At 62.7% G+C, this 15,990-nt stretch carries 13 protein-coding genes; 12 read left to right on the top strand and 1 reads right to left on the bottom strand.

All coding sequences use genetic code 11. The features are described from left to right. Positions 1–124 precede the first annotated feature (124 nt). From NKH06_RS23935 to NKH06_RS23895, 9 genes are all read left to right on the top strand, one after another. On the top strand, positions 125–1,711 hold the full coding sequence (locus NKH06_RS23935; RefSeq protein WP_023813638.1) for an ABC transporter substrate-binding protein: 1,587 nt from the start codon (positions 125–127) through the stop codon (positions 1,709–1,711). A gap of 16 nt (positions 1,712–1,727) precedes the next feature. Then, the gene (locus tag NKH06_RS23930; RefSeq protein WP_127289704.1) at positions 1,728–2,687 is read left to right on the top strand and encodes an ABC transporter permease; all 960 of its coding nucleotides are present in this window, start codon (positions 1,728–1,730) and stop codon (positions 2,685–2,687) included. A 9-nt stretch (positions 2,688–2,696) separates the two neighbouring features. After that, positions 2,697–3,521: an ABC transporter permease gene (locus tag NKH06_RS23925; protein WP_023813640.1), complete on the top strand. Its 825-nt coding sequence runs from the start codon at positions 2,697–2,699 to the stop codon at positions 3,519–3,521. After that, positions 3,521–5,176, top strand: coding sequence for an ABC transporter ATP-binding protein (locus NKH06_RS23920; protein ID WP_023813641.1), 1,656 nt, complete (start codon positions 3,521–3,523; stop codon positions 5,174–5,176). Before NKH06_RS23925 ends, NKH06_RS23920 begins: the two co-directional genes overlap by 1 nt. Before the next feature lie 183 nt (positions 5,177–5,359). Further along, positions 5,360–6,949 (top strand): ABC transporter substrate-binding protein, encoded by a 1,590-nt coding sequence (locus NKH06_RS23915; RefSeq protein WP_128302766.1) that lies wholly within the window; start codon positions 5,360–5,362, stop codon positions 6,947–6,949. 98 nt (positions 6,950–7,047) lie between these two features. After that, on the top strand, positions 7,048–7,887 hold the full coding sequence (locus NKH06_RS23910) for an alkaline phosphatase family protein (protein WP_023813643.1): 840 nt from the start codon (positions 7,048–7,050) through the stop codon (positions 7,885–7,887). A gap of 271 nt (positions 7,888–8,158) precedes the next feature. Beyond that, positions 8,159–8,725, top strand: a complete 567-nt coding sequence (locus NKH06_RS23905; protein ID WP_023813644.1) for a sigma-70 family RNA polymerase sigma factor — start codon at positions 8,159–8,161, stop codon at positions 8,723–8,725. Further along, positions 8,722–9,390, top strand: coding sequence for a hypothetical protein (locus tag NKH06_RS23900; RefSeq protein WP_023813645.1), 669 nt, complete (start codon positions 8,722–8,724; stop codon positions 9,388–9,390). Before NKH06_RS23905 ends, NKH06_RS23900 begins: the two co-directional genes overlap by 4 nt. Beyond that, positions 9,380–10,819 (top strand): S8 family serine peptidase, encoded by a 1,440-nt coding sequence (locus NKH06_RS23895; protein ID WP_023813646.1) that lies wholly within the window; start codon positions 9,380–9,382, stop codon positions 10,817–10,819. The genes NKH06_RS23900 and NKH06_RS23895 overlap by 11 nt, the downstream gene beginning before the upstream one ends. A 32-nt stretch (positions 10,820–10,851) precedes the next feature. Here the strand turns inward: NKH06_RS23895 and NKH06_RS23890 are convergent, their stop codons facing one another. After that, positions 10,852–11,874 (bottom strand): substrate-binding domain-containing protein, encoded by a 1,023-nt coding sequence (locus tag NKH06_RS23890; protein ID WP_023813647.1) that lies wholly within the window; start codon positions 11,872–11,874, stop codon positions 10,852–10,854. A gap of 361 nt (positions 11,875–12,235) precedes the next feature. Between NKH06_RS23890 and NKH06_RS23885 the strand changes: the two genes are divergently transcribed. The 3 genes from NKH06_RS23885 to NKH06_RS23875 all read left to right on the top strand — a co-directional run bounded on the left by NKH06_RS23885 (position 12,236) and on the right by NKH06_RS23875 (position 15,988). Further along, a complete protein-coding gene (locus tag NKH06_RS23885) occupies positions 12,236–13,591 on the top strand; it encodes an ABC transporter substrate-binding protein (protein WP_127267791.1) in 1,356 nt (451 codons plus the stop codon). 227 nt (positions 13,592–13,818) lie between these two features. Next, positions 13,819–14,832 carry a carbohydrate ABC transporter permease gene (locus NKH06_RS23880; protein ID WP_023813648.1) on the top strand — a complete coding sequence of 338 codons (1,014 nt, stop codon included), beginning with the start codon at positions 13,819–13,821 and terminating at the stop codon, positions 14,830–14,832. Position 14,833: 1 nt separating this feature from the next. Continuing rightward, positions 14,834–15,988 carry a carbohydrate ABC transporter permease gene (locus NKH06_RS23875; RefSeq protein WP_352894266.1) on the top strand — a complete coding sequence of 385 codons (1,155 nt, stop codon included), beginning with the start codon at positions 14,834–14,836 and terminating at the stop codon, positions 15,986–15,988. Positions 15,989–15,990 lie beyond the last annotated feature (2 nt).

The raw sequence follows: 15,990 nt of genomic DNA, 5'->3' as shown, positions 1-15,990 counted from the left end.
ACGATTTACGCCACGGCATGTCGCATTCGGTCTTGCTTACCGCTTTCCCTTGCGGTCATTATTCTCCTCACAAGAAACAAGAAAAACGACCGCAGAGTCGAACCAACAGAGTGAGGAACTCAAAATGTCGAACGAACTGGAATTTCTTAGCCGGCGTGTCGCGTCGGGCAAACTGAGCCGTCGTGATTTTCTCGGCCGGGCGGCGGCGCTCGGTATCTCCGCACCCTTCGCTAATTCGCTGCTTTCAAGCGCTGCACGCGCGGCAGGTCCGGTCAAGGGCGGCACACTGAAGGCCGGACTTGTCGGCGGCGAGTCCACCAACAGCCTTGATCCGGCACTGTTCATGACTCAGGTGCCGTTCGCCTTCGGCAAGATGTGGGGCGAATTGATTGTCGAGCTTTCGCCGGAAGGCAAGCTCGAGAACCGCATCGCCGAGGAGATCGGCTCGTCGGACGACGCCAAGGTGTGGACGCTGAAGATCCGCGACGGCGTCGAATTCCACAACGGCAAGACGGTGACCGCCGAGGACGTGGCCGCCACACTTGAGCGCCATTCCGACGAGAAGTCGAAATCCGGCGCGCTCGGCTACATGAAGGGCATCGAGACCATCAAGGCCAGCGGCAAGGAAGTCGTGCTGACCCTGAAGGAAGCCAATGCCGATCTGCCCTATTTGCTCAGCGACTATCACCTGATCGTCCAACCGAATGGCGGCAAGGACAAGGCCGACGCAGGCATCTCGGCCGGTCCTTACAAGGTCACGACCAATGAGCCCGGCGTGCGCCATGGCGGCGAGCGTTTCGCCAATTATTGGCAGGGCGACAAGATGGGCCATGCCGACCAGATCGAGATCATCGTCATCAACGATGCGACGGCGCGCACCGCCGCCCTGCAAGGCGGCCAGGTCAACATGATCAACCGCGTCGAGCCGAAGATCGTCGACCTGATCAAGCGCCTGCCTGGCGTGACCATCCGCAACCATGCGGGTCCTGGCCACTATGTCTTCATCGCGCATTGCAACACCGCCCCCTTCGACAACAACGATCTGCGCATGGCCCTGAAGCTGGCCATCGACCGCGAAGAAATGCTCGACAAGATCCTGCGTGGCTACGGTTCGATCGGCAACGATTTCCCGATCAACGCTTCCTACCCGCTGTTCACTGATATCGAGCAGCGCAAGTACGATCCCGACAAGGCCAAGTTCCACTTCAAGAAGTCGGGCCATGACGGCGCCGTGCTGCTGCGGACTTCGGACGTCGCTTTCCCGGGCGCCGTCGACGCTTCCCAGCTCTTCCAGCAGAGCGCTGCCAAGGCCGGCATCAAGATCGAGCTCAAGCGTGAGCCCGGTGACGGCTATTGGAACGAGGTCTGGAACAAGCAGCCCTTCTGCGCTTCCTACTGGGGTGGCCGCTCGACCCAGGACCAGATGTACTCCACCGCTTATCTGTCGACCGCCGACTGGAACGACACGCGTTTCAAGCGCCCGGACTTCGACAAAATGGTGCTGGCCGCGCGCGCCGAGCTAGACGAGACCAAGCGCAAGCAGATGTACCATGACATGGCTGTCCTGGTCCGCGACGAAGGTGGCCTGATCTTGCCGATGTTCAACCAGTTCATCGACGCTACCGGCGCCAAGGTCGACGGCTGGGTCGACGATCCACATCAGGAGCTGATGAACGGTTACGCGCTGGCGAAGTGCTGGCTCGAAGCCTGAGCTTGGCCTTGCGGATATGTCCTCACCCATCTTGAAACTGGTGGCCCAGCGCGTTGCGCTGGGCATTCTCCTCTTGTTGGCCGTTTCGGTCCTGATCTTCGCCGGCACCCAGATCTTGCCCGGCGACGTCGCGCAAGCCATTCTCGGACAATCGGCGACACCGGAGTCGCTCGCCAATCTGCGCGAGCAGCTCGGCCTCAACGATCCGGCCTATATCAGGTATTTCCGCTGGCTCGGCGGTGTGCTGACCGGCGATCTCGGCACGGCCATGTCGAGCGGGCAGGATATCGCCACGTCGATCAAGGGGCGGCTGTGGAACACGCTGTTCCTCGCCTTCTGGGCGGCGATCGTCGCCGTGCCGCTGGCGATCATTCTCGGCCTGATCGCGGTGCGCTACCGCAATGGCTGGGTCGACAAGCTGATCTCCGGGCTGGCGCTGGCCTCGACCTCCTTTCCCGAGTTCTTCATCGGCTATGTGCTGGTCTATTTCTTCGCCGTGAAATGGCAAATCTTCCCGGGCATCTCGACCGTCTATGACGGCATGCCTTTTGGCGAGCGCATGCAGGCGATCGCCCTGCCGGCGGCAGCGCTGACGCTGGTCGTGCTCGCCCACATGATGCGCATGACACGCGCGGCGATCCTCAATGTCATGCAGTCGGCCTATGTCGAGACAGCGGAACTGAAGGGCCTGTCGGCCTTCAACGTCATCCGCAAGCACGCCTTCCCCAACGCCATCGCGCCGATCATCAACGTCGTCATGCTCAACCTCGCTTACCTCATCGTCGGCGTCGTCGTGGTCGAGGTGATCTTCGTCTACCCGGGCATGGGACAGTATCTGGTCGACCACGTCACCAAGCGAGACGTGCCGGTGGTGCAGGCGGTCGGCCTGATCTTCGCCGCCGTCTATATCAGCCTGAACATCATTGCGGACATAGCGGCCATCGTCGCCAATCCGCGTCTCAGACACCCGAAATAGGGGGCGGATATGCTCGATATCAAACGCATCCCCATCCCCGCTCTGATCGGCATCGTGCTGACGGCATTGTTCGTCCTGGCGGCGGTCTTCGCCCCCTGGATCGCGCCGCACGGCAATGGCGAAATCGTCGGCGATGTCTGGGAACCGATGTCGGCTGCTCATTTGCTAGGCACCGACAATCTCGGCCGCGACCTGCTTTCGCGCATGATCTACGGCGCCCGCATCACTTTGTTCATCGCGGTGCTGGCCACCGCGCTGTCATTCTCGCTCGGCGCCATCCTCGGCTTCTCGGCGGCCGTCTTCGGCGGCTGGTTCGATACGCTGCTGTCGCGCCTCGTCGATCTCTTGATGTCTATCCCGACGCTGATCATGGGTCTCGTCGTGCTGTCCGTGCTACCGACCAACCTGGTGACGCTGATCCTGGTGATGGGCATTCTGGATTCGACCCGCGTCTATCGCCTGTCGCGCGCGGTCGCCGTCGACATCAACGTCATGGACTATGTCGAGGCGGCGAAACTGCGTGGTGAGGGCAGCGGTTGGATCATCTTCCGCGAAATCCTGCCCAACGCATTGTCGCCACTGGTTTCCGAACTCGGCCTGCGCTTCATCTATGCCGTGCTGTTCCTGTCGACGCTGTCGTTCCTCGGCCTTGGCGTGCAGCCACCGGACGCCGACTGGGGCGGCATGGTCAAGGAAAACAAGGACGGCATCGTCTTCGGCATCGCGGCCGCACTCATCCCGGCGGCGGCGATCGCCCTGCTGGCGATTTCCGTCAACCTGGTTGCCGACTGGGTGCTCAACCGGACGACCAGCCTCAAGGGAGGACGCGGGTGATGGCCGACACCAAAGCGAAATCAGGCCTGCTGCTCGACATCCGCAATCTGCGTATCGAAGCCACCGTCTTCCCGCCCGGCGAGCCGCCAAAGAACATCGTGCTGGTGCACGATGTCTCGCTGACGCTTGAAAAAGGCAAGGTGCTCGGCCTGATCGGCGAGTCCGGGGCCGGCAAGTCGACCATCGGCTTGTCGTCGATGGGCTATGGCCGCGGCGGCGTGCGCATCACCGGCGGCGAGGTGATCCTGAACGGCCGCGACATCCTCAAGGGCGGCAAGGACGGCTTCCGCAAATTACGCGGCCGCGAGGTCTGCTATGTCGCGCAATCGGCGGCAGCCGCCTTCAACCCGGCGCACCGGCTCATGGACCAGGTGGTGGAAGCCACGCTGCTGCACGGTACGGCGACACGCGCCGAGGCCGAGAAGCGCGCGGTTGCGCTGTTCAAGAAGCTCAGCCTGCCCAACCCCGAAACCATCGGCGAGCGCTTTCCGCACCAGGTTTCGGGTGGCCAGTTGCAGCGTGTGATGACGGCGATGGCACTCTGCTCCGAGCCGGACCTGATCGTCTTCGACGAGCCGACAACGGCGCTCGACGTGACGACGCAGATCGACGTGCTGGCGGCGATCAAGGACGCCATCCGCGACACCCATGTGGCGGCGCTCTACATCACCCACGACCTTGCCGTCGTCGCCCAGGTCTCAGACGAAATCATGGTGCTGCGCCATGGAAGGCTGGTCGAATGGGGCGGCACAAGGCAGATCATCAAGGAGCCGCGCCAGGAATACACCAATGCGTTGGTCTCGGTGCATGAGATCGAACACCAGGAGCAGAAACCCGGCACGACGCCGTTCCTGTCGGTGAAGAACGTCACCGCCGCCTATGGCCGCAGCGACATCAAGGTGCTGAAGAACGTCTCGGTCGACATCTATCCGGGCCAGACACTGGCCGTGGTCGGCGAGTCCGGCTCCGGCAAATCGACGCTGGCACGCGCCATCACCGGGCTTTTGCCACCCGAAGCGGGTACAGTGACCTTCGACGGACGTCCGCTGGCCAACCGGCTGGCCGACCGGCCGAAGGAGGATCTGCGCCAGTTGCAGATGATCTACCAGATGGCCGATGTGGCGATGAACCCGCGCCAGACCGTCGCCACCATCATCGGCCGGCCGCTCGAATTCTATTTCGGCATGCGCGGCCGCGAGCGCGACAGGCGCGTTACCGAACTGCTCGACAAGATCGAGATGGGCAAGGGCTTTTCCGATCGCTACCCGGCCGAGCTTTCCGGCGGCCAGAAGCAACGCGTCTGCATCGCCCGGTCACTTGCCGCCAAGCCCAAGTTGATTATCTGCGACGAGGTCACCTCGGCACTCGATCCGCTGGTGGCACACGGCATTCTCGAGCTGCTGCTCGAGCTGCAGAAGGAAGAGAACGTCGCCTATCTGTTCATCACGCATGACCTCGCGACGGTGAAGTCTATCGCCGATTCGATCGCGGTGATGTATCGCGGCGAAGTGGTGCGCTATGGCCCCAAGAGCAAGGTGCTGAGCCCGCCCTTCGACGCCTATACCGACCTCCTGCTCTCCTCGGTTCCAGAGATGGAAATCGGCTGGCTGGAAAAGGCAATCAAGGGACGGCGCATGGCCAGCGCGGGGAACTAAAGCAATTCCGGGAAAACTGGAGACCAGTACTCCCGGAAGAAATGCAGGGCGCTTCCCTGGAAATCGCGTCAGATCAAGCCGCCACATCGGGGCGCCGGCGACCGTCATCCGGATGCAACACTAGAACGCCACACGTCCTTCGGGACAAGCGCCGCTCGCACGACTTTTAAACAGGGGTAGGACATGAAGACTGAACTCGATTATCTCGCTGAACTCGCCGGTCAAGGCCGGATATCGCGTCGCGCCTTTCTCGGGCGCGCCGCCGCGCTCGGCGTATCGGCGGCCCTGATGCCGGCGCTGGCCGGCAAGGCATTTGCCCAGACGGCGGTGAAGGGCGGTATCATCAAGGCCGGCCTGCAGGGCGGTGAATCCACCAACAGTCTCGATCCGGCGTTGAACCTCAGCCAGGTTACCTTCAGCTTCGGCAAGCTTTGGGGCGAGTATCTCGTGCGCCTCACACCGGACAACAAGCTGGTCAACCTGATTGCCGAGGAGATTGGCGCCTCGGCCGACGCCAAGACATGGACAATCAAGATCCGCGACGGCATCGAGTTCCACAATGGCAAGACGGTCGGCGCGGAGGATGTTGCCGCCACCATCGAGCGACATGCGGATGAGAAGTCCAAGTCCGGAGCACTCGGCATCCTCAAGAACATCAAGGGGATCAAGGCGAGCGGCAAGGAGGTCATCGTCACGCTCGGCGACGCCGATGCCGACTTCCCCTATCTGATGGCCGACTATCATCTCACCATCCAGCCGAATGGCGGCAAGGACGATCCGAACGCCGGCATCAGCGCCGGTCCCTATAAAGTTAGCGTCAACCAGCCCGGCGTGCGCCATGGCGGCGAGCGTTTCGCCAATTACTGGCTGCGCGACAAGGCCGGCCATGCCGACCAGGTCGAGATCATCGTCATCAATGATGCGACGGCACGGCTTGCAGCCTTGCAGGGCGGCCAGGTGCACATGATCAACCGCGTCGAACCCAAGGTCGTCGATCTCGTCAAGCGCATCGCCGGCGTTTCCATCGAGAACGTCTCGGGCAAGGGTTACTACCCGTTCAATATGTTCTGCGACACCGCCCCCTTCGACAGCAACGATCTGCGCATGGCGCTGAAGCTAGCCATGGACCGCGACGAGATGCTGGAAAAGATCCTGCGCGGCTATGGCTCGGTGGGTAACGACTTCCCGATCAACGAGGCCTATCCGCTGTTTTCCGCCGACATCGAGCAGCGCAAGTTCGATCCGGACAAGGCGGCGGCAGCCTACAAGAAATCAGGCCACAGCGGCTCGATCGTGCTGCGCACCTCGGACGTCGCCTTCCCGGGCGCCGTCGATGCCGCACAGCTCTATCAGCAGTCCTGCGCCAAAGCCGGCATCAAGATCGAGATCAAGCGCGAACCCGGCGACGGCTATTGGTCGGAGGTCTGGAACAAGCAGCCTTTCTCGCTCTCCTACTGGGGCGGACGCGCCACGCAGGACCAGATGTATTCCACCGGCTATGTCTCGACCGCCGACTGGAACGACACGCGCTTCAAGCGGCCGGAATTCGACAAGATGCTGTTTACCGCGCGCGGCGAGCTCGACCAGGCCAAGCGCCAGGCGATCTACCACGATATGGCAGTGATGATGCGTGACGAAGGCGGGCTGATCGTGCCCTTCTTCAACCAGTTCATCGACGCGGCCGCCACCAACAAGATCGGCGGCTATGCCAAGAGCCCTATCGGCGAAATGATGGACGGCTACGCGCTTGCCGAGTGCTGGCTCAACGCTTGAGCGGACTCTGATCGTCCGATTTCATCTATCAAGAACGCCGTGTGCCCAAGACGGCACACGGCGTTCCGTTTCAACTGCCAAGCCGCAAGGAGCCGCCCATGGCGCTCAAATCCAAGCTTTTGCTGATCATCCTCGACGGCGTGCCTTACCGGAACTGGCGCCGGCTGATGGGCAATCTCGAAGGCTGGGTGCAATCGGGCGAGGCGCGCGTCTGGAAAATGCGCTCGGTGCTGCCGTCGACCTCGGCCTGCTGCTATGCGTCGATCCACACCGGGGTTTCACCGCAGGTGCACGGGATTCTCTCCAACGAGAACCGGTTCCGCGTCGAGCAGCCCGATATCTTCTCCGAGGTCAGCAAGGCAGGCGGCAAGACGGGGGCGGTGACCCATTCCTACTGGTCGGAATTCTTCCGCGCCTATCCGTTCGACCTGGTCGAGGACATGGAATTCGACGAGCCAAGCGGGCCGATCACGCATGGCCGCTTCCACACCATGACTGGTTACAATCTCCGCAACCAGATGACGCCGAGCGATGTCGACCTGTTCGCCACGCTGACGATGCTGACGAAACGCCATGGCATCGACTATGGCATCCTGCACACCTGCACGCTGGACTCGATGGGACACCGCTTCGGCCACGACTGCCACGAGATGGACCATGCCGTCTATGCGATGGACGGCATGCTGGCGGCCTTCCTGCCGCGCTGGATCGAAGCCGGCTATGAGGTGATCGTCACCGCCGATCACGGCCAGACCGATCGTGGCCATCATGGCGGCCATGACGACGAGATGCAGGATTTCGCGCTGTACTATTTTGGACAAGATAAGGGTCCGCAGGCCGACACGCTGCTCGACCAGCTGCAGCTGGCGCCGACAGTGCTGAGCCGGCTGGGTGTGGCAATACCGGAGACGATGAAGGCGAAGCCGTTTTTGGGGTGACAAGCGCTCCGTTGGCGTCCCCCTCTCCCCGTCCTTTACGGGAAGAGGGTAAGGATGAGGGCAGCGCCAACATGGCATATGAACAGCGAACGCCGGCGCCGCCCCTCATCCGCCTGCCGGCACCTTCTCCCCGTATAGTGACGGGGGAGAAGGGATGCTCTGGCAACCGCCCCGCTCTTCGGTTAGCCTCCTAAAAATTCCTTGGCGGAGGATGAACCTTTTTGGACCGATCAGCGACAGAGCAGACAGGAGCCAGGCGGCTCGACCGGCCATGACGGCAGCGACGGAGACCGATCGCGCTCTCGTCGACCGGGTCGCGAAGGGCGACCGTGCCGCCGTGCGGCTCCTGTTCATGCGTCACCATGCGCGGGTCTACCGCTTCGTGACGCGCCAGACGGGATCGGAAATGATGGCCGACGATATCGCCAACGAAGTCTTCCTCGAGCTGTGGCGCCAGGCGCCGGGCTTCGAAGGGCGCTCCGAAGTCTCGACATGGCTGCTCGGCATCGCCCGTTTCAAGGCGCTGTCCTTTCTGCGCAAGAAGAAGGAAGACTGGATCGACGACGAGGCCGCCGCCGCGGTGCCCGACGGCGCCGACACGCCGGAAGTCGTCACCATGAAGGAAGACAAGGCCGCCGCCCTGCGGCGCTTCGTCGAAACCTTGCCCGAAGAGCATCGCGTCGTCATCGATCTTGCCTATTATCACGGACAGTCGGTGAGCGAGATCGGCGAGGTGCTCGACATTCCGGTCGCCACCGTCAAGACCCGGATGTTCTACGCCCGCAAGAAACTCGGAGAGGCCCTCAAGGCCGCCGGTTACGACAGGGGGTGGCCATGAGCGCCGCTGAAAAGATGTCGCGCCGCGACGAAATGGAAACGCTGCTGCCGTTCTACCTGAACGGCTCGCTGGAAGGTTCCGATCTGGAAGCGGTCGAGGAATGGCTGGCCAGCGATCCGGCCGCACTTGCCGCCCTTGGTGAGGCTGAAGCCGAATTCTCCGGCGCCACGGCCGCCAACGAAGCAATCCGGCCGCCGGCCGATGCGCTCAGCCGCTTTGCCAAGGCACTCGACGCCGAGGCCGGGCCTGCGCGCAAGCCGGCAGGATCGTCCTGGCTGGCGCAGGCCTGGGGCCGCTTCATGGCGGTGCCGGTCGGTGTCGCCTGGGCGGCAGCCGCGGTTCTGCTGGCCCTGGTCATGGTGCAGTCGTTTGTCGAACCAGGCGGCAAAGGCAATGATTTCGAGATTGCCGGCGCGGAAAACGATCCGGCGAAAATGCCGTTCGCCCTGGTCAAGTTCAAGCCGGATGCCAACATGTCGGACATATCCGCCTTCCTCGGCAGCAACGGGCTGAAGATCATCGGCGGACCGACCGCCGACGGCGTGTTCCGGCTTGGCATTCCGGCCCCGACCGCTGCCGACTACAACAAGCAAATCGGCCTTGTTGCCGCCCAGGCTTTCACGGAAACTGTGATCGAGGGAAGGAAACCCGTTGATGGCGGCTGAGGCAGTCATTCGATTTGCGGCAATCCTTGCGGCGGCGATGACAATCGTCGCCGTGCCCGCGTCGGCGCAGACCAACGACCCCAATCCAGACCAGACCAAAATCGACTGCCGCGACGGGACCAATGCGGCGGGAGCCGACTGCGCCAAGAACGGCAATGACACAAAGGGCGGATCGGACGCAGGCCAATCCGGCGCCGTCTTCCTGCCGGCGCTGATCGTCGACCTGTTTCCCAACCCGGAGGCGCCTCCGACCCCTGTGCCGACGCCACGGCCGGCACCCGCGACGCTGCCTGCCGATACTCAAGCCGGCCCCCCGCCTGGCGGCCCGATCGTCTCGCCGACCGATCTCATCGCCGTTCAGCCGCGGCGCGCCGTGGTCGGCGATTTCGTGCCCGACGAGGTGCTGGTGACCGTCGACGGCGATGCCGGTGCCGTGCAGCAGATCGCCGCCTCCTTCGGCCTGCAGGTGCGCTCGCAGCGCCAGTCGCGGCTGCTTGGCACCACGCTGGTGCGCTTCGGCATTCCCGACGGCCGGCCCGTCGGCGTCGTGCTGGCGCAACTGGCCGCCGACGGCCGCACACAGCGGCGCGAGCCCAATCATGTGTATTCGCTGCAGCAGGCCGCCGGCATCGTCAACTATGCGTTCGATCATATCGCGCTCGATTCCAAACAGGCCAGCGGCGAAAACGTTCGCATCGCGGTGATCGACACCGGCATCGACGACACCAACCCGGCGCTGTCGGGCGTCATTGCCGGGCAGTTCGACGCCATGCCCGACGTGCCGATCGAAAAGCGCGATCACGGCACGTCGATCGACGGGCTGATCGCCGGCGTCGGCGTGCTGGAAGGCATGGCGCCGGGCGCAAAAATCTATCACGCCCGCGCCTTCGAGGGCGGCAAGTCGACCATGGACGTCATCCTGTCGGCGCTCGACTGGGCGGCGGAACAGGACGTGCGCATCATCAATATGAGCTTCGTCGGGCCGAAGAACGATTTGCTCGGCGTCGCCTGCCGCAATGCCCGCGCACTCGGCATGGTGCTGGTCGCCGCAGCCGGCAACAACGGGCCGAAGGCGCCCTATGGCTATCCGGCGGCCTTCGATGGTGTCATCGCAGTCACCGCCACCGACGCCAAGGATGGGCTGATGCCGCAGGCCAATCGCGGCGCCTATGTCTTCATCTCGGCGCCCGGCGTCGAGATGGTGGCGCCGAGCGGCGGCGGTTCGGACGTGGTCACAGGCACCTCGTTTGCGGCGGCGATCGTGAGTGGCGCCATCGCCAATCTCATCCATGCCGCGCCTGATCGTTCGGCCGACGACATCGAGAAAGCGCTCGCGGCGACGGCCAGGGATCTCGGCCCAAAGGGACGCGACAATGATTTCGGCTACGGGCTGCTGGACATCAAGGCGGCAGGGGCTGCGAAGGAGTAAGGTCGGCGCTTGCAGCGCTTCGGGAGACAGTTCTAAACAGGCGCCCCCGCCACCGATCCCCTAACCACCAGGTCGACCGGCCAGACCTCTCCGCGGGCACCCTCCTCCAGGCCGGAAATCCGTGCCGCCAGCCGCTCGGCGACACGGGCGCCGGCCAGACGGATCGATGAACGCGTCGTTGACAGCGGCACCGAAAAATTCTCCGGCCTCAGCCAGGGGAAGACATCGTCATGGGCGATCAGCGACACGTCGCCCGGAATGCTCAGGCCGAGGTCGCGCACCGCACGCACGACGCCCAGCGCCATGATCAGGCTGGAGCAGGCGATCGCGGTCGGCGCGTCGTCCTCTTCCAGCAAGCGCCTGGTGGCGCGATAGCCGTTCTCCTCGGTCATATCGACCGAGCAGACATGGCGTTCGCTCAATGTCAGTCCGCTCGCGGCAAGCGCCCGGCGCACGCCGCGTTCTCGATGGATGGCGAAGGTCTCGCGGTCGTCACCATTGATCAGCGCCAGCCGCCGATGACCGAGCTGGATCAGCAGCCTGGCCGCTTCGTGGAAGGCGCCCTCATTGTCGATGTCGGTAAAAGCATAGTCGAAGTCGAAGCCCTCACTGCGGCCATGGACGATGAAGGGAATGCCGAGCGTGTTGACCAGCGCCACGCGCCGGTCAACGGGCCGCGGCGAGGAGATGTAGACGGCGTCGACCTGCCGGTTGGCGACGATGCGCCGGTAGGTGGTTTCCTGGTCGTCGGCGTCGGCCGGCGACAGCACAAGATCGAGCTCGTGCGAGCGGGCATAGTCGCCAAGACCGGACAGGAACTCGACGAAATGCGGATCGATGTCGACGGACGCACCGGTCGGCAGGACATAGCCGATCATGCCGGTCTTGCCGGTCGCCAGCCGGCGCGCGCTCGGGTTGGGACGGTAGCCATGGCGCTTGGCGGCATCCATGACACGCCTGCGCGTTTCCTCGTTGACCTCGGGATAGCCGTTCAGAGCGCGGCTTACCGTGGTTTGCGAAAGTGCCAGCATGTGGGCGAGCTGCTTGAGGTTCACGAAAGTCTCCATTCCCTCAAAGCGCTTTTAAATTGAATCGACCCAAGTGCCACCGAGGCCGAGCCATACAAGCCGAACCATAGACGCGGTTTGGGCGTGTTTGAAACAAAAATTGCTGCTGCATCGCCATAATAGTATGCTGCAGCGCACTTTCAGGAGTTAAGATGCGCGAACCTAAATCGATTAATTCGCCAGCCTCTTGACTTCCTGGCAATTCAATGGCGTGATCGAAAAAGCCAAAGCGCTTTGGAAGACTCTTCGAAAGGTTGCGGTTCCTTTCCGACTGAGTCACAGTCCTGCGGCGTCGGCGGGCGGAATGGAGGTTCCGTCCGGTGTGTGAGACCCACTGGGAGGAATACCGATGAAGAAAATGCTTTTGCTGGGTGCTGCGTTTGCCACGTTCGCCCTGAACGCGCCCGCGCAGGCCGAACTGAAGTTCAAGCCCGGCGAAGACAAGCGCTTCAACTGGGCGAACTACGAAGAACTCAAGAAAGTCGACCTCAAGGGTGAGACACTGTCGATCTTCGGGCCGTGGCGCGGCGAGGACGAAGGCCTGGTGCGCGGCGTTCTCGACTATTTCTCGGAAGCCACCGGCGTCGAGATCAAATACTCCTCCTCGGAGAATTACGAGCAGCAGATCGTCATCGACACACAGGCCGGCAGCCCGCCCAACATCGCCGTGCTGCCCCAGCCGGGCCTGATCCAGGATCTGGCATCGAAGGGCCTTTTGACGCCACTCGGTGACGACACCGCCAAATGGGTCAAGGACAATTATGGCGCCGGCCAGTCATGGGTCGATCTCGGCACCTTCAAGGACAAAGACGGCAAGCCGGGCTTCTTCGCCTTCCCTTACAAGGCCGACGTGAAGTCGCTGGTCTGGTACTCGCCGGATAATTTCGAGGAAGCCGGCTACAAGGTGCCGAAGACCCAGGAAGAACTCGCCGATCTCGAAAAGAAGATCATCGCCGATGGCGGCAAGCCATGGTGCATCGGCCTCGGCTCCGGCGGCGCCACCGGCTGGCCGGCGACCGACTGGGTCGAAGACCTGATGCTGCGCACCCAGCCTCCGGAGGTCTACGACAAATGGGTGAAGAACGAGATTCCGTTCAACGATCCGGCGGTGGTCAACGCCATCGACATATTCGGCAAGATCGCGACCGACGACAAGATGGTCGACGGCGGCGCCAAGGCGGTTGCGGCGACCGATTTCCGCGACAGTCCGAAGGGTCTCTTTTCGGTGCCGCCGAAATGCTACCTGCACCACCAGGCATCGTTCATCCCGACCTTCTTCCCGGAAGGCACCAAGGTCGGCCAGGACGCGGACTTCTTCTACTTCCCGCCCTATGCCTCCAAGCCTGAACTGGGCACGCCCGTGCTCGGCGCCGGTACGCTGGCGATGATCACCAAGGACAGCAAGAGTGCGCGCGCGTTCATCGAATTCCTGAAGATGCCGCTCGCCCACGAGATCTGGATGGCCGAAGGCGGCTTCGTGACGCCGCTCAAGTCGGTCAACAAGGATGCCTATGCCAGCGACGCGCTGAAGAAGCAGGGCGAAATCCTCGCCAATGCCTCGACTTTCCGCTTCGACGGTTCCGACCTGATGCCGGGCAAGATCGGCGCCGGCGCCTTCTGGACCGGCATGATCGACCTGGTCGGCGGCAAGTCGGCGCAGGACGTCGCCACCGACATCCAGAAGAGCTGGGACGCGATCAAGTAGCGGCCGGCACGTAAGCGACCAACCATTCTCGCACTGGGTCCGGGCCCTACTGGCCCGGATCCGACGGCGGCCCGTGCCGCAGCCTTTCGTCATGAGCGCATTGACATGAAGCGCGATCGGCAATGTGCGCAAACCGCCGATGACGTGCTCCAAACAACTGAATCGGCGCCTGGTCCCCGTCACCAAGGTCATTCCTTGTCGGATCATGCGCAGGGGGAGAGGGACCCATGGCGGCTCAGATTTTCTCGGCCATAACTGTCATCATCATCGGGGTCGGCGGTTGCGTCGCCTATTTCTGGGGCGCCAACAGGCTGGTCGACCTGATATTCCCGTCACGCGGCGTCGCCGGTGCCGCGGCCATCGACAATCTGCGCCGGCAAGGGCTGGTCCGGCCATGGCTGTTCGTCGGTCCGGCGATGATCATCCTCACCATTTACCTGATCTATCCGGTGGTCGAGACGCTGCGGCTGTCGTTCCTCGATCGCAGCGGCATCAATTTCGTCGGCCTGGCGAACTATGAATGGGCGTTCGGCGATCGCGAGTTCCGCAACTCGATCCTCAACAACATCATCTGGCTCGCGGTGGTGCCGGCAGCTTGCACCTTCCTCGGGCTGATCATCGCCGTGCTCACCGACAAGATCTGGTGGGGCACGATCGCCAAGAGCCTGATCTTCCTGCCGCTGGCGATCTCCTTCGTCGGCGCCAGCGTCATCTGGAAATTCATCTACGAGTATCGGGGCGAAGGCCAGACGCAGATCGGCATCCTCAACGCCATCATCCAGCATTTCGGCGGCCAACCGCAGGTCTGGATATCGCTGCCGTTCTGGAACAATTTCTTCCTGATGATCATCCTGATCTGGATCCAGACCGGCTTTGCCATGGTCATCCTGTCTTCCGCCCTGCGCGGCATCCCCGAGGAAACGCTGGAAGCCGCTGTCATCGACGGCGCCAATCCGTTCCAGATCTTCTGGAAGATCATGGTGCCGCAGATCTGGGGCACCATCGCCGTGGTCTGGACCACGATCACCATTCTGGTGCTCAAAGTGTTCGACATCGTGCTGACCATGACCAACGGCCAGTGGAACAGCCAGGTGCTGGCCAATCTGATGTTCGACTGGATGTTCCGCGGCGGCGGCGATTTCGGCCGCGGCGCCACCATCGCCATCATCATCATGATCGCGGTCATTCCGATCATGGTCTGGAACATCCGCCAGGCGAACAAAGAGACGGGAGGACATTGAGATGGCCGTCGCGACCGGAAATTCCTTCGCCAGCCGCTTTGGCGTCCACATCGCCGTGCTCATCTTCGTCGCGATCTGGACCATACCGACACTCGGCATCCTGGTCTCGTCGCTGCGCGACAAGAACCAGATCATCGCCTCGGGCTGGTGGAACTCGTTCGCCAGTTCCACCCAGACGGAAGCCAGCCGGCTGCCGCCCGCCTCGGCGCAGGTCGAGAAGGACGGCAAGTTCCTCCTCCAGGGCAATATTTTCGGGGACGGCGCCAAGCGCGACATCAGCGCCTTCGGCGTCAAATCGGCGGCACCGACGCAATATCCCGCCGGCACCACAGCCGATCTCGGCGACGGCGTGACCTTGCAGCTCAATGCCGACGGCAGCTTCGTCATGCAGTCCCCGAAAGCGTTCGAAGGCGATCGCGGCCAGCGTGTCTATTATGCTTCGTCGGCGCCGCCGAAATTCACCACCGACAACTACAGAACCGTGCTGTTCTCCGAAGGCATCGGACGGTCATTCATGAATTCTCTGACCGTCACTATCCCAGCGACAATCATCCCGATCCTGATCGCCGCCTTTGCCGCTTATGCGCTGGCCTGGATGCGGTTTCCCGGCCGGGCGCTGCTGATCGCTGTCATCATCGGCCTGCTGGTGGTGCCATTGCAGATGTCGCTGATCCCGCTTTTGAAACTTTACAACGGCGTCGGCTCGTTCTTCGGCATGCCGTCGAAGACCTATCTCGGCATCTGGCTGGCGCATACCGGCTTCGGCCTGCCCTTCGCCATCTACCTGCTGCGCAGCTACATTGCCGGCCTGCCGCGCGAAATCATGGAATCGGCGCGCATCGACGGCGCCAGCGATTTCGAGATCTTCGTCAAGATCGTTTTGCCGCTGTCGTTCCCGGTGCTGGCTTCGTTTGCCATCTTCCAGTTCCTGTGGGTATGGAACGATCTGCTGGTGGCGATGGTTTTCCTCGGTACAGAGGCAGACCAGATCGTGCTGACCGCCAAGCTCAACGCGCTGTTGGGCTCGCGCGGCGGCGACTGGGAGATTCTGACGACATCGGCTTTCGTGACCATAATCGTGCCGCTGATCGTGTTCTTCTCGCTGCAGCGCTATTTTGTCCGCGGGCTGCTTGCCGGCTCGGTGAAAGGAGGCTGAGA

The organism is Mesorhizobium sp. M1342 (assembly GCF_040317955.1).
Taxonomy (GTDB): Bacteria; Pseudomonadota; Alphaproteobacteria; order Rhizobiales; family Rhizobiaceae; genus Mesorhizobium.
The sequence above is the reverse complement of the archived record's forward strand: the minus strand, read 5'-3'. Positions and strand labels throughout refer to the sequence as shown.